The sequence below is a fragment of the Paracoccus aurantiacus genome (assembly GCF_007993065.1).
GTDB classification, from domain to species: Bacteria; Pseudomonadota; Alphaproteobacteria; order Rhodobacterales; family Rhodobacteraceae; genus Paracoccus; species Paracoccus aurantiacus.
In genome coordinates this window covers 110,125-132,023 of sequence record NZ_VOPL01000001.1, presented here as the reverse complement: position 1 = coordinate 132,023, position 21,899 = coordinate 110,125, and the positions used below count along the sequence as shown (strand labels likewise).

At 64.4% G+C, this 21,899-nt stretch carries 16 protein-coding genes; 2 read left to right on the top strand and 14 right to left on the bottom strand.

From position 1 onward, the window contains the following. The 14 genes from FQV27_RS00690 to FQV27_RS00625 form a co-directional block, all read right to left on the bottom strand. Positions 1-1,524 carry an aldehyde dehydrogenase family protein gene (locus FQV27_RS00690; RefSeq protein WP_147095758.1) on the bottom strand — a complete coding sequence of 508 codons (1,524 nt, stop codon included), beginning with the start codon at positions 1,522-1,524 and terminating at the stop codon, positions 1-3. A gap of 1 nt (position 1,525) precedes the next feature. After that, on the bottom strand, positions 1,526-2,296 hold the full coding sequence (locus tag FQV27_RS00685; RefSeq protein ID WP_246132952.1) for an enoyl-CoA hydratase/isomerase family protein: 771 nt from the start codon (positions 2,294-2,296) through the stop codon (positions 1,526-1,528). Next, positions 2,293-3,864, bottom strand: a complete 1,572-nt coding sequence (locus FQV27_RS00680; RefSeq protein WP_147095756.1) for an acyl CoA:acetate/3-ketoacid CoA transferase — start codon at positions 3,862-3,864, stop codon at positions 2,293-2,295. The genes FQV27_RS00685 and FQV27_RS00680 overlap by 4 nt, the downstream gene beginning before the upstream one ends. Then, positions 3,864-4,862, bottom strand: coding sequence for a Gfo/Idh/MocA family protein (locus FQV27_RS00675; protein ID WP_147095754.1), 999 nt, complete (start codon positions 4,860-4,862; stop codon positions 3,864-3,866). The genes FQV27_RS00680 and FQV27_RS00675 overlap by 1 nt, the downstream gene beginning before the upstream one ends. 79 nt (positions 4,863-4,941) lie before the next feature. Continuing rightward, on the bottom strand, positions 4,942-6,429 hold the full coding sequence (locus FQV27_RS00670) for a tripartite tricarboxylate transporter permease (protein ID WP_147095752.1): 1,488 nt from the start codon (positions 6,427-6,429) through the stop codon (positions 4,942-4,944). Beyond that, entirely contained in the window at positions 6,426-6,872 is a 447-nt protein-coding gene (locus FQV27_RS00665; protein ID WP_147095749.1) for a tripartite tricarboxylate transporter TctB family protein, read from the bottom strand. Before FQV27_RS00665 ends, FQV27_RS00670 begins: the two co-directional genes overlap by 4 nt. A 5-nt stretch (positions 6,873-6,877) precedes the next feature. Continuing rightward, on the bottom strand, positions 6,878-7,846 hold the full coding sequence (locus FQV27_RS00660; protein WP_186827171.1) for a Bug family tripartite tricarboxylate transporter substrate binding protein: 969 nt from the start codon (positions 7,844-7,846) through the stop codon (positions 6,878-6,880). A gap of 19 nt (positions 7,847-7,865) precedes the next feature. Continuing rightward, positions 7,866-8,615 carry an SDR family NAD(P)-dependent oxidoreductase gene (locus tag FQV27_RS00655; RefSeq protein ID WP_147095737.1) on the bottom strand — a complete coding sequence of 250 codons (750 nt, stop codon included), beginning with the start codon at positions 8,613-8,615 and terminating at the stop codon, positions 7,866-7,868. Position 8,616: 1 nt separating this feature from the next. Further along, positions 8,617-9,945, bottom strand: a complete 1,329-nt coding sequence (locus FQV27_RS00650; protein ID WP_147095735.1) for a TRAP transporter large permease — start codon at positions 9,943-9,945, stop codon at positions 8,617-8,619. Beyond that, the gene (locus tag FQV27_RS00645; RefSeq protein WP_147095734.1) at positions 9,938-10,429 is read right to left on the bottom strand and encodes a TRAP transporter small permease; all 492 of its coding nucleotides are present in this window, start codon (positions 10,427-10,429) and stop codon (positions 9,938-9,940) included. Before FQV27_RS00645 ends, FQV27_RS00650 begins: the two co-directional genes overlap by 8 nt. Positions 10,430-10,478: 49 nt before the next feature. After that, positions 10,479-11,474, bottom strand: a complete 996-nt coding sequence (locus FQV27_RS00640; protein ID WP_147095731.1) for a DctP family TRAP transporter solute-binding subunit — start codon at positions 11,472-11,474, stop codon at positions 10,479-10,481. 113 nt (positions 11,475-11,587) lie between these two features. Then, complete coding sequence (fghA, locus tag FQV27_RS00635) at positions 11,588-12,424, bottom strand: S-formylglutathione hydrolase (protein WP_147095729.1); 837 nt, start codon at positions 12,422-12,424, stop codon at positions 11,588-11,590. After that, positions 12,414-12,944 (bottom strand): GNAT family N-acetyltransferase, encoded by a 531-nt coding sequence (locus FQV27_RS00630; RefSeq protein WP_246132951.1) that lies wholly within the window; start codon positions 12,942-12,944, stop codon positions 12,414-12,416. The genes fghA and FQV27_RS00630 overlap by 11 nt, the downstream gene beginning before the upstream one ends. 1 nt (position 12,945) lies before the next feature. Next, on the bottom strand, positions 12,946-14,073 hold the full coding sequence (locus FQV27_RS00625; RefSeq protein WP_147095727.1) for an S-(hydroxymethyl)glutathione dehydrogenase/class III alcohol dehydrogenase: 1,128 nt from the start codon (positions 14,071-14,073) through the stop codon (positions 12,946-12,948). A gap of 149 nt (positions 14,074-14,222) precedes the next feature. Between FQV27_RS00625 and FQV27_RS00620 the strand changes: the two genes are divergently transcribed. Continuing rightward, positions 14,223-19,709, top strand: a complete 5,487-nt coding sequence (locus tag FQV27_RS00620) for an alpha-2-macroglobulin family protein (RefSeq protein WP_147095725.1) — start codon at positions 14,223-14,225, stop codon at positions 19,707-19,709. Continuing rightward, positions 19,687-21,861, top strand: a complete 2,175-nt coding sequence (gene pbpC, locus FQV27_RS00615; RefSeq protein WP_342779861.1) for a penicillin-binding protein 1C — start codon at positions 19,687-19,689, stop codon at positions 21,859-21,861. The genes FQV27_RS00620 and pbpC overlap by 23 nt, the downstream gene beginning before the upstream one ends. The last annotated feature ends 38 nt before the right edge of the window (positions 21,862-21,899 follow it).

Genomic DNA, 21,899 nt, shown 5'->3' with positions numbered 1-21,899 from the left:
CTAGCTGTCACCCACCCAGTTTGCCCGGCCCGGTGCGACGCGCAACTGGATTGTTTTGACCTCCAGATATTCCTCCAGTCCATAGCGGCCCAACTCGCGCCCCTGACCGCTTTCCTTGACGCCGCCAAAGGGCATTTCGGCAAAGCCGTCCATCCAGGTGTTGGTCCAGACCGTGCCCGCCTGAACCTTGCGGGCGAAGTTCAGGCAGGTGTGGATGTCGCGGCTCCAGACCCCCGCCGACAGGCCGTAGGCGGCGTTGTTGGCAAGTCCGATGGCTTCGTCTGCGTCTGTGAAGGTCAGGACCGACAGGACGGGGCCGAACACTTCCTCGCGCGCGATGGCCATGTCGGGGGTGACGCCTGCGATGACCGTCGGGCCATAGAACTGCCCGCCCATGCCCGGCACCGCCAGATCGGACCCGCCGATCAGCACCTTGGCGCCGGCCTTTTCGGCCTCGCGCACATAGCCGTCGATTTTCTGGCGATGGGCATCGGAAATAATGGCGCCGACCTGCGTGCGTTCGTCCAGAGGATCGCCGAACGGAACCTTCGCCGACAGCGCCGTGACCTTGGCCAGCAATTCATCGGCCACGTCCTTGTGGACGATGATGCGGCTGCCGGAATTGCAGCATTCGCCGGCGTTGAAATAGACCCCGAAGGCGATGGCGTCCGCCGCCGCATCCAGATCGGCATCGGGGAAGATCACCTGCGGATTCTTGCCCCCCAGTTCAAGCGACACCTTTTTCAGCGTCCCCGCCGCCGCTTCCACGATCCGCTTGCCGACCCCGGTCGATCCGGTGAAGCTGACCATATCAACCCGAGGATCGGACGACATGATCGCTCCCACCGGATCGCCGTAGCCCAACACGATATTGGCGACTCCAGCTGGCAGCCCTGCTTCCATCAGCAACTCACCAAGGATCACTGTGGTTGAAGGCGTCATTTCAGACGGTTTAACGACGGCCGTGCAGCCCGCAGCCAGCGCAAAGGGAAGCTTCTGGCTGACGATCAGGAACGGGAAATTCCAGGGCGTGATGATCGACGCGACCCCGATCGGTTCCTTCAGCACGACGCCCAGCATGTCCGGGCCAAGGCTGTTATGGCTGTCACCATGCACGGTGCGCGCCAAGGCGGCGGCATAGCGCCACAGATCGGCGGCACCCTCGATCTCGCCCCGCGCCTGCGCGATGGGCTTGCCGGATTCCAGAACCTCGATCAGCGCGATACGCTCGCGGTCGCGGTCGATCAGATCGGCCACCCGGTTCAGGATCGCCGCGCGGTCCTTGCCCGAGGACATGCGCCATGCGCCTTCGTCAAAGGTCTTGCGGGCGGCAGCGATGGAGGCCAGCACCTCGACCTCGCCGCCCTTGGCGGAACGGCTGACGACGACGCCATGGGCGGGCGACAGGCGTTCGAACGTCGCGCCGCCCTCGCTGTCTTTCCATTCGCCATTGATCAGATGGCGCCCGTCGAAGGCTTCGGGAAGGGTCGCGCCACTGGCGCCGATTACGGTCATTTCAGTCATGTCATTTCCCCGGAAAGACGGGTTTGCGTTTTTCAGTGAAGGCGGCGACGCCTTCGGCCTTGTCGGCGCTGGCGGCGATCATGCCCGACCCGAGCGCCTCGATCATGGCGTCGCGATCCTCGGCCACGGCGGCGTGGATCATGTATTTCGCCACTTCCGTCGCGCGGGGCGAGGTGGTCAGAAGCTTTTCGGCGATCTCCAGCGCGGCGGCGAAGGGCATTTCGGCGATCTCGGCTGCGAAACCGCAGGATAGCGCGCGCTCGGCGCTGATCCGGCGACCGAAAAGGGCCATTTCCTTCAGCATCGCTTCTGGGATCAGCCGGGCCAGACGCTGCGTCCCCGACCAGCCCGGAACGATCCCAACCTGAGATTCCGGCAGCGCCAGCGTGGCATCCGGCGCCATGACGCGAATGTCGCAACAGGCCGCGAGTTCCAGCCCGCCGCCGAAAGCATGGGCGTGGATCACCGCGATTGTGGGCTTGGACAGCCGCGCCAGCCGGTCGAATATCCGATGCCCGTCGCGGACCCAATGACGCGAGAAATCGAAGGGTGACAGCGGCGCCCATGCTTTGATATCGGCACCCGCGCAGAAGGCGCGCCCGCCCTCGCCCGTCAGGATCACGCAGCAGATGTCAGGGTCATTTTCCAGCGTCTCGCAATGGCTTTCCAGTTGCGCCAGCATTTCCGGCGTAAACGCATTCAGCCGCGCCGGGTTGTTCAGCAGCAGTTTGGCGATGCCGCCGTCGATTGTCAGGTCAAGCGAGGCGATCACAGATCCAACCCCATCGCGCCCTGCGACAACAGTGCCTTGGGCATGGTCACAGCGTTTTCCGCCACCTGCACCCGGCCCTGCGAGGCTTGCACAATATCGCGCTGCGCCTCGATCCCCGGAATGATCTCTGTTGCCACCAGTCCCTTATCGGTCAGCTGCATCACGCAGCGTTCAGTGACATAAAGCACCTTCTGTCCGCGGCTGAGCGCCCGCTGGCCCGAGAAGGTGACGTGTTCGACCGCCTCGACCATTTTCGTGAACTTGCCGGGTTTGCGGACGCGCAAGCCGTCCTCGGTCAGGTCCAGATCGGCCCCGGCTTCGAAAAAGCCGGAAAACACGATCTCGGGCGCATTTGCGGTGATGTCGACGAAGCCCCCGCAGCCCGCTGTCAGGTAGGGCTTTTTGCCAAGTTTCGAGACGTTGACATTGCCCTGAACGTCAACTTCCAGAAATGACAGGAACGAAAGGTCAAACCCGCCGCCCTGAAAATAGGTGAACTGCTGCGGCGAGGGCATGTAGGCGTCGGCGTTCGACGCGCAGCCGAAGGCGAAGCCGGTCAATGGCATGCCACCCACCGCGCCCTGTTCGATGGCCCATGTGACGGCCTCGGGGTGGCCAGCTTCCAGCAGGATGCGGGGGACCATGGCGGAAATGCCAAAGCCCAGATTGGCGGTCTGGCCGCGCTTCAGTTCCATCGCCGCACGCCGCGCGATGACCTTTTCGACGCCGTGATCCGCCAATGCGAAACTGTCCCACGGGCGCATGATCTGGCCCGAAATCGCCGGGTCATAGTCGGTTTCCGTGGTCTGGCGCTGATCGGGATCAACCACGATCAGATCGACCAGATGGCCCGGCACATGCACGTCATGCGGGCGCAGGGAACCCCGCGCCGTCACCCGCTTGACCTGTGCGATGACCAGCCCGCCGTGGTTCTTGGCGGTGATCGCCTGTTCCATGCCGCCCAGATAGGCGCCTTCATGTTCATAGGTCAGGTTGCCGTGTTCGTCGGCGGTGGTGGCGCGGATGATGGCGACATTGGGGATGATGTTGGGGAAATGCAGCCATGTCTCGCCCGCAAATTCGGTGCGGTGGACGATGGGCTGTTCGGCGGCGCGGTCGTTCATGGCGCAGCCTTCCCGGATCGGGTCGGCGAAGGTGTCCAGCCCCACCTGCGTCAGCACGCCCGGACGGCGCGCACCCGCGTCGCGGTTCATGTCGAACATGATCCCCGACGGCACGTTATAGGCCGCGACCCGGTTTTCGACGACCATCTTCCAGATCTCCGGCATCTCCAGCGAGGACGGCCCGGACGGATAGGACCCGGCCAGAATGCGCGTCAGCAGCCCGTCCTTGGCGATATGGTCGACGCCCTTGATGCCGTACATATCGCCCGCCGCAATTGGATGCAGCGTGGTCAGGTCGCGGGGATGGCCTTCGGCATCGAAGCGCGCGCCAATCGCCCGCAGCACCGCATCCGGGCAACCCAACCCCGAGGATGAAGAGACCGAGACGACAGCCCCGTCCGCAATGCGCGAGGCAGCCTCTGCCGCCGAAACCAGTTTCGACATTACGTGTCCCCGTAATCTACGGCAGTGCGCTGACCTGTCTCTGCCGCCCTGGCCACAGCCAGCGCCACAGCAAGCGAGGCGATACCGTCGCGGCCGGTCGCCGCAGGCTGGCCCTTGCCTGCCACGGCCTCGCCGAACATGCGGGCGCTGCGCAGATACAGGTCTTCGGGCTGGAAGGCGACCGGCGTGGTTTCATCCCCCTTGCGCAGCACCACCTCTCCGCCCGGGTTCTGGGTCATCACGCCACGCGCGATGATCGAGCCTTCGGTGCCGTGGAATTCAATCCCCGTGCCGGCATTGGCATGGGTAAAGCTTTCATGGGTCTGAACCTGCACCCCGGACGGCATGGACCAGACCGACATGACGCTGTCCTCAACGCCCTTGCCCAACCGGCCAGATGTGGTCATTGCCACGACCTCTGCCGGGTCCTCGCCCAGATGGAAGCGGACCGTGTCGGCGTCATGAACAACGATATCCAGAATGACGCCGCCGCCTGCACCGGGATTGTCAACGCGCCAGCCCTGCAGGGCAGATCGCAGGAAGACGGCATGAAAGACCCGCGCGCTCAGCACATCGCCGATTGCGCCCTGCCGGATCAGGTCGCGGATGGCACGGTGGGTGCCGGCATTACGCAGATGATGATTGGTGGCAAAGACCAGCCCGGCATCTTCGGCCGCCTTCACCATCGTGACGGCATCACCGACATTCATGCTGAGAGGTTTTTCGCACAGCACATGCTTGCCAGCCTTGATCGCGGCCATGGCCTGCGGGAAGTGTTTTTCGTTGGTTGACGAGATATAGACCGCATCGACATCGGGCCGGGCCAGCAGTTCGTCCAGGTCGGTCGTGGCATGGGGGATATCGTTCTTCGCCGCGAATTCATCGGCGCGTGCCTGACCACCACTTTGAACCGACGCGATGTCCTGACCATTGCCGCGAAACGCCTCGATCATCCGGCCTTCAGCGATATTACTCGCCCCGATCAAACCCCATTTCATCGCGAAACCTCCCCTAAATCCAGATTTGGACCGTTCCAAATGCGTAATTACCCGGCTTACCCGATTCGGTCAAGACGGGTCATCCGTGCCGGCGGCGCCAGACCTGCCAGATGCTCAGCAGGATCAGAAGACATGTGGCGATGGTAAAGCCGCAGGCGATCGGACGTTCCAGAAAGACCATCGGATCGCCGCGAGAGATCAGCATGGCGCGGCGCAGATTGGTTTCGATCAGCGGGCCAAGTACGAAACCGAGCAGAAGCAATGCGGGGCTGAAACGCGCAAGGGCCATAAGATAGCCCGCGATGCCGACGACCGCGACCACACCCATATCGAAGCTTGAACCGCGGACAGAATAAACACCGAGACAGACGAAAATCAGGATCGCCGGGTAAAGATAGCGGAACGGAATGCGCAGCATCGACACCCATATTCCGATCAGCGGCATGTTCAGGATCAAGAGAAGCAGGTTGCCGATGCCAAAGCTGACGACCAACCCCCAGAACATTTCGGGACGCGCTTCCAGCATCATCGGGCCGGGCTGAACACCGTGGATCACAAGCGCGCCCAGCATCAGCGCCATGATCGGATCGCCGGGGATGCCAAGCGTCAGGGTGGGCACGAAGGCCGTGATCGAAGCCGCGTTATTCGCGGCCTCCGGCCCCGCAACCCCCTCGATCGCGCCCTTGCCGAACCGCTCGGGCCGGCGCGCGACGCGCCGCTCCATCGCGTAGCTGAGAAAGCTGGAGAGCGTCGAACCCGTTCCCGGCAATGCACCGAAGAAGCTGCCAAGCGCGGTGCCGCGCAGCGCCGGAAAAGGGATGCGGCGCAGGTCGTCCCTTGTCGGCATCATCTGGCGGAAGCCGACCCTCTCGGGCGCGGCCTGCCGTTCGGCATTGCGGATATTGCCGATCACCTCGGCCACGCCGAACAACCCCATCGCAAGCGCGACAAGATTGATGCCGTCCAGCAACTCTGTCCGGGCGAAGGTGAAGCGCTGCGCGCCGGAATTCACGTCCGTTCCGACACAGCCGAGGATCATTCCCAGCACGACCATCGCGAAACCTTTGACCGGTCGGTCGGAACCGATGGTCGATGCCGCGACAAGGCCAAGGATCATCATTGCCGCGTAGTCAGCCGCGCCGAACGCCGTTGCGGCCCGGCTTAGCCAGCCGGCCAGCACGACCAGCACGATGATCCCCAGGATCGAGCCGATGAACGATGACGCCATCGACACGAACAACGCGACCCCTGCCCGACCCTGCTGCGCCATCGGATAGCCGTCCAGCGTTGTCACCGCAGATTGCGGCGTGCCCGGCAGGCGCAACAGGATAGAGGCGACGGCCCCACCATACTGCGCGCCGTAATAGACCCCGGCGAGCATGATCAGCGCAGCCTCGGGAGAGATATAGAAGGTGATCGGCAGCAGCAGCGAGATCGCCGCCATTGCCCCGATCCCCGGCAGCACGCCGATGAATGTGCCAAGCGTTACACCCAGCAGGCAATAGATCAGGACATCAGGCTGCAGCGCGACCCCGAAGCCGTAGGCGATGCCTTCCCACGCCGTCATCCGAACCTCGGCCAGACTGGCAGCCCCATGCGCAGTCCAAGGATGAAAACCACCCAGACAAGCAGCGTCACCGCGACCGCAAGCAGCACCCGCCATAGCCAGCCGCCATGCGGCGCGGGAACAGACGCCACGATAACGGCCAGAAAGCAGGCAAGTGCAACGCCAAGCCGGCCCATGCCAAGCCCGAAGATCAGGATTGCCGCGATCACCGCGCCTGCGTCCAGCCAGCGGAATATCACGGGCTCTGCACCGCGTTTCAGCGCCGGCAGGGCGATGCCCGCCCCCATCAGCAGCAGCAGCACGCCAAGCGTGACCGGAAAGAAGCCGGGGCCCATGGCGCGCAGCGTGCCGAAATCCAGCCGCAGCCCGGCATGGAGGGCGACGCCCGCACCGACAAGGGCAAGGACCGCCCCACCCCAGATATCCGCCCAGTCACGCTGCATCGGCTTTACTGCGCCTCGATCCGGTCAAGAACTGCGCCCCACATCGTGGTATCTTCGGCGATGCGGTTCTTCATGTCGTCGGCGGTGCCGCCAGCGGCCTGCCAACCCATATCCAGAAGCTTCTGCTGCACGGCCTCGTCCTGCAGGATCTCGTTGATCTCGGTATTCAGACGCTCGATTACCGCAGGATCCGTGCTGGCCGGCGCGATGAACCCGTTCCACAGTTCCGCCCGGAACGTTTCGGGCAGACCGGCATTACCGGCCATGACCGGCACGTCGGGGATCTGCGCGAAGGGTTCAGCCGACGTGACGCCCAGCATCTTCATCGTGCCGGCCTCGACATGCGGAAGCGCTGCCGAGGGGGCCATGAAGCCCGCGTCAATCTCTCCGCCGATGATCGAGGTTGTGACCTCGGCATAGGAGGTGAAGGGCACATGCAGCATCTCGATCCCGGCATCGGCGTCGAACAGTTCTGCCGTCAGATGCGCGCCAGAGCCCTGCCCGACGGACCCATAGCTCAGGGCGCCCGGCTCGGCCTTGGCAAGATCGACAAATCCCTGAAGATCCCCGGCTTCGTTCTTGGCATTCACCGCAAGCACCAGCGGCGAGGTCGCAATCAGCGCAACCGGCGCGATGTCGGTGGCGACATCATAGCCGATATCGGGCACCAGACGCGGCGATGTCGTCAGCGGGCCGTTGATCGAAGTGCCGAAGACATGGCCACCCTCTGCGTTGGCGAGCATCTGCTGAACGCCGATGACACCACCCGCGCCGGGCTTGTTTTCGACCACCACAGGCTGACCCAGCCGTTCGGCAAGCGGCTCGGTAATGATCCGGGCCAGCAGGTCGGGCGAAGAGCCGGCAGGAAAGCCTACATAGACATGCACCGGTTCGCTCGGCCATTCCTGCGCGAATGCGGGCATGGCGATGGCGGCTGCGGTCAGCGCAATGACGGCGCGGCGGGTGATTTTCATGTTATATCCTCCTGTCAGGTCATGTCTGGCGCAGGGCGGGCAGCCCGACGCCGGTTGCATCGAATCCGCCATCGGCGGCGATGGTCTGGCCGGTCACATACCCGGCCTTTTCGGAACACAGAAAGACGATCACCTGTGCGATTTCGTCTTCCTTGCCATAGCGGTTCAGCGGGATCGCATCGTGATAGGCCGCGCGGATTTCGGGGCTATGGACCGCAAGCGCAAGCTTGGTATCCACCGGGCCGGGGGCAACGCAATTTGCCCGGATGCCGCGTTCGCCCAGTTCCGCTGCCTGCTGCCGGGTCAGATGGATCACGGCAGCCTTGGACGTGCCATACGCCACCCGCAGCGTCGAGGCGCGCAGCCCGCTGATCGAGGCGATGTTGACGATCGCCCCACGCCCGGCCGTCATATGCGGAATAACCATCTGAGATGTCAGGAAAACGCCGTCAAGATTGGTCGCCATGACGCGCCGCCACACCTGCAGGTCGGTCTGGTCCATCGGGCGGAAATCCGCGACGCCTGCATTGTTCACCAGCGCGTCGACGCTGCCGAAATCCTTCGCAACCTGCCCGGCCATCGCCGCGACCTGTGCTTCGTCCGACACGTCGCAGACGATGGGCAACACGTTTTCCAGCGCCCCGGCCGCCCGCGCAAGTTCGTCGGCATCGCTGTCGATCATCGCGACGCGGCGCCCCTCGGCCAGAAACAGCTTCGTGGTCGCGAGGCCGATGCCGCGCGCGGCACCTGTGACGATGGCATTCGGCATCCTACTCTCCCAGCACGCGAACGAGGAACAAAGACATTTCGGGGAAGGCCGCGACACCGATCAGTCCGACCAGACTGGCCAGCAGGAAAGGAAACGCGCCCCTTGCAACCCGCTCGATCGACAGCTTCGTGACATTGGCGGCGACGTAAAGATTGATGCCAACGGGGGGTGTAATCAGCCCTATGGCAAGGTTCACCATCAACAGCACCCCGAACCAGACCGGCGACCAGCCGAGTTCGTGGACCACCGGCATGAAGATCGGCAGCGAGATGAACATGACCGTTACCGCATCCATGAACATTCCCGCCACCAGCAGGATCAGCATGATGACGATCAGGACGACCCAGCCCTGATCCGACACGCCAAGAAGCGCGGTGGAATAGCTGCCGACCAGATCCTCGACCGTGACGACCCAGCCGAACAGGCTTGCATAAGCCACGACCATCATGACCACGGCCGAGGACGAAGCCGCGTCGGCCAGCGATTCATAAAGCCCGCGAATATTCAGCGTGCCATAGAAGATGCCGCCCACCGCCAGCGCATAGACCGTCGCGACAAGCGCCGCCTCGGTCGGCGTGAAGACGCCGGAATAGATGCCGCCAAGGATAACGACCGGCGTCATCAGCCCCCAGAAGCTGTGCACAAAGCTTCGCCACAGCCGCGCGCCATAGCCGTGGCCCGCATAGGGGTCGGGGCTGATCCTGTCCAGTGCCGTTCGCCCCTTTCCGCGTTCGGCGAAGGGCAAGACCGCCAGCATCATCAGCCCCATGAAAATGCCGGGAATGATCGCCGCAATGAAAAGGTCCGAGATCGACGTATCGGCGATCACCCCGTAAATCACGAGGCCAATCGATGGCGGGATGACGATTGAAAAGGCCGCACCCGTGGCAACCAGCCCCGCGGCGAAGGCGCGGCTGTATCCGTCTTCCTCCATCGCGCGGATCAGCATGGGGCCGATGGCGGCGACAGATGCGGGGCCAGAGCCGGATACCGCTCCCCAGAACAGGCAGACGACCGTTCCGACCACACCCATGCCGCCCGGAAGGCTGCCGATCAGCACGCGAAAGAACCGGATCATGCGCTCGGCAATGCCAAGCGACCCCATCAGCGACCCGGCAAGAATGAAGAACGGAATGGCCAGCAGAGAATATTTCGCAATGCCCGCGGCAATCAGATCGCCCGCGAGTTCAAAGCCGAAGCCGATCAGCCACATCGCGTAAAGCGCCGACAGACCAAGCGAGAAAGCGACCGGCACACCGACCGCCATAAGCAGGAAGAATGCCAGCACCATCTGCGTGCCGGCCGGGATCTGCGCCAGCAGGTCAGACATCGGGCACCTCGTCCGGCGCGCTGTCAGGATCGCGCAGATATGTCGCCGCATATTGCAGGTAACGCACGATAATCAGCGCAAAACCGAAAGGGACCGCCGCCTGATAATACCAGGCCGGGATCTGCAGCGCATAGGATGTCATCCCGTTGCGGAAGGTGTTGACGAGCGCCTGCCACGAAAACCAAGCCGACATTGCCAGAAGGAACACAGTCAGCGCCACTGCCAGCAGAAACACGGCCCTGCGCAGCGTCAGCGGCAGCTTGTCGGTCAGCAGGGTCACGGCCAGATGCTCGCCCCGGCGCGCGGCGATGGCGGCACCGAACACCGTCAGCAACAGGAAGCCATAGGTCAGCAGCTCTTCGGTCGCGGCAAGGGAGTAATGGGTCAGGTAGCGCGCGCAGACATTCGCAAAACCGATCGCGGTCATGCCCAGAAAGATCGCCGCGCAAACGATCTTCTCAGCCTCGTTCAGAATAAAGCGCATCTTCCCCCCGGATGGTTGCGGCGGACAGCATGGCCCGCCGCGCGCGTTGTTATTGCGCGGACGCGACGGCGTCCTGGAACGATTTCACCAGATCGGGACCGACCTTCTCGGCCCATGTATCGAATGCCGGCTTGGTCGCTGAGCGGAAGGCGTCAAGTTCCTCTGGCGTGGGTTCGTAGATTTCCATGCCTTTTTCCTTCAAGAACGCGACGCCGCTATCGGTGGCCTCGCGGCTGATCTCGCGCTGATATTGCATGGCTTCGGTCGCGGCCTCCTGGAACTTCGCCTGCGTATCGGCATCAAGGCTGTCCCATTTCGCCTGCGACACACCGAGGAACAGCGGGTCATAGGAATAGTGCCAGGTCGTCAGATATTTCTGCATCTCATAGACCTGCTGCGGGATGATGACCGCGCCAATCGGGTTCTCCTGCCCGTCAACCACGCCCTGCTGCAGCGCGGTAAGGGTTTCCGACCACTGCATCTGCTGCGGATTTGCACCCAGCGCGTTCATGACGTCGATATACATCGGCCCCGCCACGCGGATATTCAGGCCCTTCATGTCGTCGGGCGATTTCACCGCGTGCTTGTTATTGGTCAGTTCCCTGAAGCCGTTCTCGCCCCAGGCAAGAACCTTGATCCCTTTCCCGAGAAGGATCTCCTCCAGCGGTTTGACCGCATCGCCCTGTGTCGTCGCATCGACCTGCGCATAGTCGCTATACATGTAGGGCAACGAGAAAACGGCCATTTCAGGCACCAGCGGCGTCACATTGATCGCAGATGTCACGACGAGATCCAGCGCGCCGCGTCCGACCATCTCAGCCTGTTTCATCTGATCGCCGCCCGAGAGCTGCGCATTCGGAAAGACACGAACGTCATAGGCGTCGCCGGTTTTTTCTTTCAGCAGCTCACCGAATTTTTCTGCGCCTTTCTGCCATGTCGTCGTGTCGCCGACATTATGTGAAAGGCGCAGCGTTTCGGCCTGCGCGGCAATCGTCATGATCGCCGTCGCGGCAAGGGCTGCAAGGCTGGTGCGAACAAAACTCATCGGAATCCTCCCTGATCCGTTGCGGGCGGCGCGTTCACGCCTGCCCCAGTTCTTCGCCGGCAAGATGGACCGAAGCCCCGCATGCATACAAGGCGTATTTTCAGCAGCCGGCGTCAGTCGCGCAACCTCTCGGCGTGCCAGCGTACATGATCGCCCATGAAGGTCTGCACGAAAAAGTAGCTGTGATCGTATCCCTCCTGCATCCTCATCACCGACGGCTGACGACGCGCCGCCATCGCCTCGGCCAGCGCCTGCGGTCGCAGCAGGTCGAGAAACTGGTCAGAGCTGCCCTGATCGACAAGCAGATCGCCGGGATAGCCCTTCTCGCGCATCAGCAACGTCGCATCATGGCCACCCCAGGCAGCAGCATCATTGCCCAGATAGGCTGCAAATTGCTTGCGGCCCCAATCGGATTCGGAGGGGTTCGCGATGGGCGCGAATGCCGACAGGCTTCGATATGTCTCGGGCATGGTCATGGCGATTGTCAGCGCGCCGTGCCCGCCCATCGAATGCCCCGTAATCCCCTGAGCGTCGCGGCGCAGAGAGAAGCGGTCGAACACAACGGCGGGAAGCTCTGCCGTGATGTAGTCCCACATCCTGAAATGCGGTGCCCACGGCGTTTCTGTCGCATTGACATAGAAGCCCGCACCCTGCCCCAGATCAAAAGCCTCGTCGTCGGCGACATCCTCGCCGCGCGGCGAGGTATCGGGGAAGATCAGCGCGATGCCCTCGCGGGCTGCATGTTCCTGCGCGCCGGCCTTGGTCATGGCGTTTTCATGCGTGCAGGTCAGCCCGGAAAGATACCACAGAACCGGCACCGGGCCGGCTGCGGCGGCGGGCGGCAGATAGGCCGCAAAGGTCATCCGCGTGCCCGTCGCCTCGGACGAATGCCGGTAAACACCCTGAACGCCGCCGAAACTCCTGTTCTCACTGATCGTCTCAAGCGTCATCGGATTCATCCTTCATCAGGTCGTGATACATCACCAGCGCGTCGACATAGCCCAGACGGGGATGCAGAAACGCGCCCGGCAGACGCCCGACGACCGCGAACCCCGCTTTCTGCCAGCTGTGAATGGCGTCGGCATTGCTGGCAACGACAAAATTGAACTGCATGGCCCGGAAGCCCTGCGCGCGTGCCCAGTCCTTTGCATGAGCGACAAGCCGCGACGCGACCCCGCGTCCGCGTGCTTCGGGCGCGGTCGCGAAGCTGGCATTGGCCACATGGGACGCACCGCCGGGACGGTTGCGCCCGACATGGCTGGTGCCCAGAACCGTGCCATCTGCTTCCGCGACAAACACCGTGAACGGCTGCGCGAACCAGTCGGCAAGCGCGTCCTCGGCCGAAATGTCGCGGTCGATGCAATAGGTTTCGCCGGCGCGATAAACGGGTTCAAGAATGGCCCAGATTGCGTCCTCATCCCGCGCTTCCGCCTTGCGGATGAAGATCGCCTGCCCTTGCGTATCACCCACTTCAGTACACGACGACCGAGCGGATCGACTTGCCCTCGTGCATCAGGTCGAACCCTTCGTTGATCTGATCCAGGGTGAGCTTATGGGTAATCATCGGATCGATCTCGATCTTGCCGTCCATATACCAGTCAACGATTTTGGGAACATCGGTTCGACCGCGCGCGCCGCCAAAAGCCGTGCCCTTCCAGACCCTTCCGGTGACAAGCTGGAAAGGCCGGGTGCTGATTTCGGCCCCTGCGGGTGCGACACCGATCACGACCGAGACGCCCCAGCCGCGATGCGTGCATTCCAGCGCGTCGCGCATCACCTTCACATTGCCGGTGCAGTCAAAGCTGTAATCCGCGCCGCCGATCTGGTCGAACGGGGTTTTCGTCAGATTGACGATCTCCTGCACGACATTCTCGACATTCTTCGGGTTGATGAAATGGGTCATGCCGAACCGCTCGGCCATCGGCTTCTTGTCGTCGTTCAGATCGACCCCGATAATCATGTCGGCGCCTGCAAGACGCAGGCCCTGCAACACATTCAGACCGATGCCACCAAGCCCGAATACAACCGCCTTCGCGCCGATCTCGACCTTGGCTGTGTTGATGACGGCCCCGATGCCCGTCGTCACCCCGCAGCCGATATAGCAGATCTTGTCGAAAGGCGCGTCCTCGCGGACCTTCGCGACCGCGATTTCCGGCAGCACGGTAAAGTTGGAGAAGGTCGAGCAACCCATATAGTGATGGATCGGCGTGCCGTCCGGCATTGAAAAGCGGCTGGTTCCGTCCGGCATCAGCCCTTGGCCCTGCGTCGCCCGGATCGCGGTGCAAAGGTTGGTCTTGCCTGACAGACAGGATGCGCATTGGCGGCATTCGGGCGTGTAAAGCGGGATGACGTGATCGCCCGGCTTTACACTGGTGACGCCCGCGCCCACCTCGACCACCACGCCCGCGCCTTCATGACCAAGGATCGCCGGAAACAAGCCCTCGGGATCGGCACCGGACAGGGTGAATTCATCGGTGTGGCAGATACCGGTAGCCTTGATCTCGACCAGAACCTCGCCAGCCTTCGGGCCTTCGAGATTCACCTCCATGATTTCCAGCGGCTTGCCTGCTTCCAGGGCGACTGCGGCACGGGTTTTCATTCGGCAACTCCTTTGCTTTTGGCCATGTTCGGAAACCCTGATGATGGGGTCAAGCCCTGCCGGACGCGCTGCCGCGGCTTAACGCCATTGCCCAAACCGGGGCGCTCTGGCACAGTTGCAGGAGTTCTTTAAATATTGGGGATTTTGTCATGCGCAGGGCGATTTCGGCGGTGTTGGGTATGGCATTTCTGGGGCTGGCCTCGGCGGTCGGCGCGCAGGGCATCGTGCCCCAGACGCGCATCCCCCTTCAGGACGGCTTCGATCTGCCCGGTGGCGATCTGGGACCGATCTTCAATATCAACCAATCCGCCTGCGTTCAGGCCTGTCTGGCCAATGATGCCTGCACCGCGCTGACCTATAACGCCGCCAGCCGCGCGTGTTTTCCGAAGGCCGGTTCCGGCGCGCGCGTGCCATTCGGTGGCGCGCTGTCGGGCGAGGTCATGCATACCGACCCGATCACGGCAAGCCGCGCCCGCGATCGTGCCGATGCCGCGCGCGACTGGCTGTCCGAGCGCGATCTTGCAGCCGCATTCTCGCAGGCACAGACGCTTGGGCAGACCTATCCGGGATATGGGCTGCCCATCGACGATCTGCGCCAATCGGTCGAGGCGTGGCGCGGCAGCGATCCGCGCGGCGCGCTGCGCACACAGGGCGCGATCACAGCGCTGACCGATCTGACAGAGGACTGGACGACACTTTCGCGCCTGATGAGCGCGGCCGCCGAAGGTGCCGATGATGCCGCCAACCTGCGCGCTGCCGCGCTGATCGCGGCGACCAATGCGTGGCTGCGCGATCCGCGTGACGGGGACGATCTTCTCGCGCTGTGGGCACGTGCCGCCGACGCGGTTGATCGCGGCCGCGACGGGTTGCAGGCGCTTCGGCAAGGCTCGGCCGACGATCCGGCGATTGCCGCGATCCTTGATGATTTCGAAGGTCGCTTCGGCTTCCGCGTCACCGATAACAACGTCGCAGCCAGCGGGCCGGAGCCACGCTTTTGCATCAGCTTCTCGGAACCGGTATCGCGCAATGTCGACCTGCGCACCTATATCGGCCTGCCCGACCCCGCGATGGGGATAGAGGCGCAGGGCTCCGATATCTGCGTCACCGGAATGGCGCGGGGACAGGACGTGACAGTGACGCTGCGCGCAGGCATGCCCGCCGCGTCGGGTGAGCTGCTGCGCCGCGACGTGACCCAGACCAGTTATATTCCCGACCGCGATCCCGTGGTCAGATTTCCGGGGCGCGCCTATGTGCTTCCGGCCTCGGGCGATCTTGGGCTGACCATGTCCACGATCAACACGGATGAAGTGGCGTTGACGCTGTATCGCATGTCGGATCGCAACCTCGTCACCGCGCTGCGCGACGACATGTTCGGGATGCCGCTTCAGGGGTGGCGCGCCAGCAATTTCTCCTCAAGGCTCGGCGACGCGGTCTGGACAGGTTTCGCGACAGTCGCACCGCCGGTCGGCGGCGGAGATCATCCGATCAATGCCGAGGTCACGACCCGCCTTGACCTGCGCGATCAGGCCGGCCCGCTTCTGCCGGGCATCTACGCGCTTTCAGCCTCGGTTCCCAATGTCGATCCCTATACCAGCCCGGCGGCAACGCAATGGTTCATGGTCTCTGATCTGGGTCTGTCCAGTTTCTCGGGCAGCGACGGGCTGACCGTCGCGGTGCGGGGGCTGTCGGATGCCGGGGCACGGCCGGGCATTTCCGTGTCGCTCGTGTCGCGCGGCAATGCTGTTCTTGGCACGGCCGTGACCGACGATCAGGGAATTGCCCGCTTCGATATCGGCCTGACGCGCGGTCGCGACGCCGCCGCGCCGGCGATGGTGACGGCGACACGGACGGAAGACGACGAGATCGCCGATCTAAGTTTTCTGTCGCTGATTGACCCGGAATTCGATCTGTCCGACCGGGGCGTTGAAGGCAATCCGCCCGCCCCGCCGGTCGATGTTTTTGTGGCCCTTGATCGCGGCGCCTACCGCGCAGGGGAAACAGCGCATGCGACGATCGTGACGCGCGACGGGCTGGCCGCTGCGATTGACGGGCTTCCGCTTACCGCGACAATCTTCCGGCCGGACGGGGCCGAATATGCGCGCCTGATGCCCGAAGCTGCGGGCGATGGGGGCTATGTGCTGAATTTCCCGATCCCGGCGACCGCGCCGCGCGGGTCGTGGCGTATCGACCTTGTGGTCGAAACCGATGGCCCGGCGCTTGCATCCGCGAATATGCTGGTCGAGGACTTTCTGCCCGAACGGATCGACTTCACGCTCGATCTGCCCGACAGCCCCCTGCCACCGACGGCAGAGATCACGACCGAAATCAGCGCGCGCTGGCTGTTCGGCGCGCCCGCAGCCGATCTTTCAGTCGAGGGGCAGGCAACGCTGCGCCCGGCGCAGACTGTTCCGGGTTGGGAAGGCTATCGCTTCGGCCGTCATGACGAAACCGAAAGCCAAAGCGCAGAGATGCTGGCGGGCCGGACCGACGCCGAGGGCAACTTCACCGCCAAGATCGCCCTGCCGCCGGGGCTGGCCAACGCGTCGCGCCCATGGACCGCAGAACTGCGCATCGACGTGCTGGAAGGCGCAGGCCGCCCGGTCGAGCGCCGCGACACGGCGCTGATCCTTCCGGCGACGCAAACAGTCGGCATTCGCCCCGGTTTCGAAGGCGACACGGTGCCAGAGGACGCCGAGGCCACGTTCTCGATTGTCGCGCTTGGCGCGGCGCTTTCACCCGAACAGGCTGAAGTCAGCTGGCGGCTGAACCGGATCGAGACGGATTACCAGTGGTATGCCATCGACGGCGACTGGCAGTGGGAACCCGTGACCAGTCGCAGCCCGCTTGGCGCTGGCACGCTGGATTTGCGCGGCGATGGACCGACCGAACTTGCCGTTCCCGTCACGTGGGGACAGTTCGAACTGGTCGTGACCGCAGCGAATGGTGCGGAAAGCTCGGTCGTGTTCGATGCAGGCTGGGGCGCGGTGTCGGCAGCGGCCGACACCCCTGACCGGCTGCGGGTCACACTGGACAAGCAGGCCTATCGCGCCGGCGACACAGCTCGCGTCACCTTCGAGGCAGCGGCTGACGGCGCGGCGCTGGTGTCCGTCATGTCAAACCGCCTGGTCGCGCTGGAAACCGTCGCTATGCGCGCCGGGACGAATACGGTCGAGCTTCCTGTCACAGATGAATGGGGCGCGGGCGTCTATGTCGCGGTCAGCGCAATCCGTCCCGTCGCCGCCGATGCGGGCCATGCGCCGGTTCGTGGATTGGGGCTTGTGCCGGCAAGCGTCGACCCCGGCGACAGGTTGCTCAGCGCCAGTTTCGAAGCCGCAGCCGAAACAACGCCGCGCCAGAATGTAGAAGTCCTGCTGCGTGTGAAGGGCGCAAACGCGGGCGAGACGGTTCATGCGACCGTCTGGGCCGTGGATCAGGGCATCCTCAACATTACCGGCTATCAACCCCCTTCGGCAGCCGCGCACTATTTCGGTCAGCGTCGGCTTGGCGTCGGACTTCGCGATCTTTACGGAAGGCTGATTCTCGCCTCTGGCGCCGCGGATGGTGCGATCAGGTCGGGTGGAGACGCCATGGCCGCAGGTTCACTGGCCCCGCCCCCGACCGAAAAGCTGATGGCATGGTTTTCCGGCCCTCTGACACTCGGCGCGGACGGGACCGCGACAGTTTCCGTCCAACTGCCCGATTTCAACGGCGAGGTGCGTCTGATGGCCGTGGTGTGGTCGCGGACCGGCGTGGGTCAGGCGGATCAGACGATGCGGGTCCGCGACCCTGTCGTCATGACCGTGACGGCACCGGCCTTCCTGTCCCCCGGCGATCAGGCACGGGCCGAGATTGCGCTGACCCATGTTTCCGGCCCCGCCGGCGAGATTGCGCTGTCGGTTTCACCACAGGGCGATGGCGGCGTAACGCTGGTAACAGCAGACCTGCCAGAGAAGGTCACAATCGCGGATGCCGAGCGTTTGCCGCTGAACCTGTCGCTTGTCGCGCCAGAGCAGGAGGGCATCGCCGGATTGACGGTGTCGGCCGTGCTGCCGGACGGGCGAACGGTGACAAAAGACCTGCAGGTGCCAGTCATGCGCCTTGATCAGCCGATCACGCGGGCGCTGCGCCTGACGCTTCGTCCGGGCGAATCCCTTCGCCCGGATCTGTCGGCGCTTGGCGAATTCGCCCCCGGTTCGGGCCGCCTGATGCTTGCGGCTGGCCCGTTCGCGCTGCTGGATGTCCCCGCCGCGCTGACATTGCTGCGTGACTTCCCCTATGGCTGCACGGAACAGATCACCTCATCCGCGATGCCACAGCTTTATGCGGCGGGACTGATGCCGGAAGGCGGACCCGCACTTTCCGCAGAAAACACGAAAAGCGTTGAGGATGCGATCACCCGTATCATAACGCGCCAGACCGCATCCGGCGGGTTCGGTCTGTGGAATTCAAGCTATGGCGAGCCCTGGCTGGACGCATTTGTCAGCGATTTCCTGTCGCGTGCGCGTCAGGCCGGCCATGCCGTGCCCGAGGCGAACTTCCGGCGCGCATTGTCCAATCTGCAAAACCGCCTGAATGCCGCGCCTGATCCGCAATATGCCGACGCAGATGAGACGGCCGCGATGGCCTATGCCGCCTATGTCCTCGCCCGAGAGCGCGCGGCAGTGGTCAGCGACCTGCGCTATTACGCCGATGTCGGCAGCGAAAGCTTCAAGACGCCGCTTGCCGCAGCCCAGCTTGGCGCGGCGCTGGCGTCCCTTGGCGATCAGCCGCGCGCCGACCGCATGTTCGGACGCGCCGCCAGCCTGCTTGATGCGCAAGTCGATCCGCAAAACCTGCGACGCGATTTCGGGACATTGCTGCGCGACCGGGCGGCGGTGTTGACGCTCGCCGCTGAAGCGGGAACCGAGAAACTGGATCAGAACCGCCTTGCCGCCGACATCGCGCGCGAAATCGCTGCGCGGAGTGATCGCGGCGGCCTTTCGACGCAAGAGGCGCTGTGGACGGTTCTGGCGGGCCAAGCCCTGCTGAGCCGAAGCGATCCTGCGCAGGGCGTCACGGTCGGGGATGCACCGCTTGGCGCGCCTGTCGCGGACCTTGGCGATGCAGGCACGCCGCTGGCGCAGCCGCTTGGCAATTCCGGGACGCGGGATGTCGATGTGACGATATCGGCGACCGCGGTGCCTGTCGGGCCAGTCAGCGCGGGCGGCACGGCCTATCAGATTTCGCGTCGCTATTTCACGCCCGATGGTCAGCCCGTAGATCCGGCGCGTCTGCAACAGGACGCGCGGATGGTCGCCGTGATCGACATCACACCCTTCGACGACATGGGCGGCCGCCTTATCATCACCGATCCGCTTCCGGCGGGCTTCGAAATCGACAACCCCAACCTGATCGCCGCGGGCGAGCTTTCCGGTCTGGACTGGCTGAAAAGCACCGAGACGGAGATGGCGGAATTCCGGGCAGACCGCTTTGCTGCCTCGGTCGAACTGACCGAGGCCAGACCGATCCAGCTTGCCTATCGGCTGCGCGCGGTGACGGCAGGGCAATTCCACCATCCGGCCGCCACGGTGTCGGATTTCTACCGGCCCGAGCGGCGAGGCTGGACGATGAGCGGTGACGTTACCATTGCGCCCTGACAGCGCCGCCCGGTCGCGTTCCGGCGATCCGGACGCCGAGCTTGCACATCGTGCAGGACGCCGCCTGATCGCGGCGGCTGTTCTGCTGACGCTGCTTGCGTTCAGCGCCGATATGGCGCGGCTCGCCTTCGGGCGCTGGCTTGACGCGACGCCGATGCCAGCGCTGGCTGTCCCGACCGGGACCGAAGTGCTGGCCCGCGACGGCAGCCTGCTGCGCGCCTTTCAGGTCGGAAGCGGCTTGTGGCGGCTTGCACCGCCGGCAGCAGGCGTCGATCCACGGTTCCAGAAGATGCTCATCGCCTGGGAAGATCGCAATTTCGACACGCATCGCGGCGTGGACCCGCGGGCGGTCGCGCGCGCGGCGGCGCAGGCGATCTGGCATGGTCGGATCGTCTCTGGTGCGTCGACGCTGTCGATGCAGACCGCGCGCCTTCTGGAGCGCGGCCCGACCGCCGACTGGCGCGCCAAGTTGCGTCAGGCACGTCTGGCCATGGCGATGGAGCGTCGGATCGGGAAAGAAGGCGTGCTTTCGCTGTATCTGCGGCTGGCACCCTATGGCGGGAATACCGAGGGGGTGCGCGCGGCGACGCTGATGTGGTTCGGCAAGGAGCCGACGCGCCTGACGCCAGCCGAAGCTGCATTGCTTGTCGCGCTGCCCCAGGCACCGGAAGCGCGCCGCCCCGATATCCCCGCCCGCAGGGAAGCTGCGCGCATCGCCCGCGACCGGGTGATCGCGCGCGCGGAACAAGCCGGCATCATCAATGCCGAGGCCGCCGAACTGGCGCGCGGAACACCTTTGCCCACGGCGCGGCGCGCCTTTCCGGCGCACGCGGCATTGCTGGCCGAACGGCTGCGCAGACAACATCCCGGCGCCGCACGGATCGAAACGACGATCGACCCGACGCTGCAACGCGCCGCCGAACGCATGGTAGCGCGCGCCGTGGCGGGCCGGTCAGAACGTGTCTCGGCCGCTGCGATCCTCGCCGATCATCAGAGCGGCGAAATACTGGCCGAGGTCGGCACCGCCGATTTCGGCGCGACGCCGCGCGCGGGCTTCATCGACATGACGCGGGCCATCCGCTCTCCCGGATCGACGCTGAAACCCTTTGTCTATGCGCTTGGCTTCGACGAGGGGCTGATCCATCCCGACACGCTGATCGAGGATCGCCCGGCGATTTTCGGGCGCTGGCAGCCCGAGAATTTCGACCGTATGTTTCGTGGCACTGTCACAATCCGCGAGGCTTTGCGCCAATCGCTGAACGTCCCCGTCGTCCGCGTGGCCGATGCACTTGGCCCGGCGCGCATCATGGCCTTGCTGCGACGTGCCGGAATGCGTGTGGAAACCGCAAATCACGCACCGCCGGGCCTGGCCGTGGTGCTGGGCGGGGCCGGCGTCTCGTTACGGGATCTGGTGACAGGCTATGCAGCGCTCGCGCGGGGCGGTCGGACGGTCGTCTTAACTGAAACCCCTGCTGACGCGGAAGGACAGGACCAGACAGGCATGCGCCTGGTCAGCCCTGCCGCCGCTTGGCAGGTCGCCGCGATCCTGTCGCGCATCCCGCCGCCGGACGGGCGCGCGGCGGGGCGCATCGCCTACAAGACCGGGACGAGCTATGGGCATCGCGACGCGCTGTCGCTTGGTTTCGACGGGCGTTTCGTGGCCGGGATATGGCTGGGCCGGCCGGATGGCACGCCGGTGCCGGGCGCCTTTGGCGGGCAGGTCGCTGCCCCGCTGCTGTTCGACATATTCGATACGCTCGGCGCGCGCCGCCGTCCGCTTCCGCCGCCCCCGCCGGAAACCCTGATCGCGTCCAACCCGCAACTGCCAGCACCGCTGCGCCGCTTCACGCCCCCCGGCCATATAAGCGCGGCAGCGAACGGGCCCGGCGCGCCGGCGCGCGCCCTGATCGAGCCGCTTGTGATCGTGTTTCCACCCGACGGGGCCGAACTTGAACTGGGCGGTCAAAGCGTCCCTGTGCGGCTGCGCGGCGGCGTGCCTCCCTATACCTGGATGCTGAATGGCACGCCCGCGGTGGTCGCATTGAGCGAACCGGTCGCGACATTGCCGGGTTCGCCCGGCGCGTCAGAGGTTACTGTCACGGATGCAAGCGGCGCCACGCGCCGCGCCCGCTTCCGAATGGTCGCTCCCTGAGAGCCGAAGCCGACGGCTTTGCATGCGAATCGGGCAGC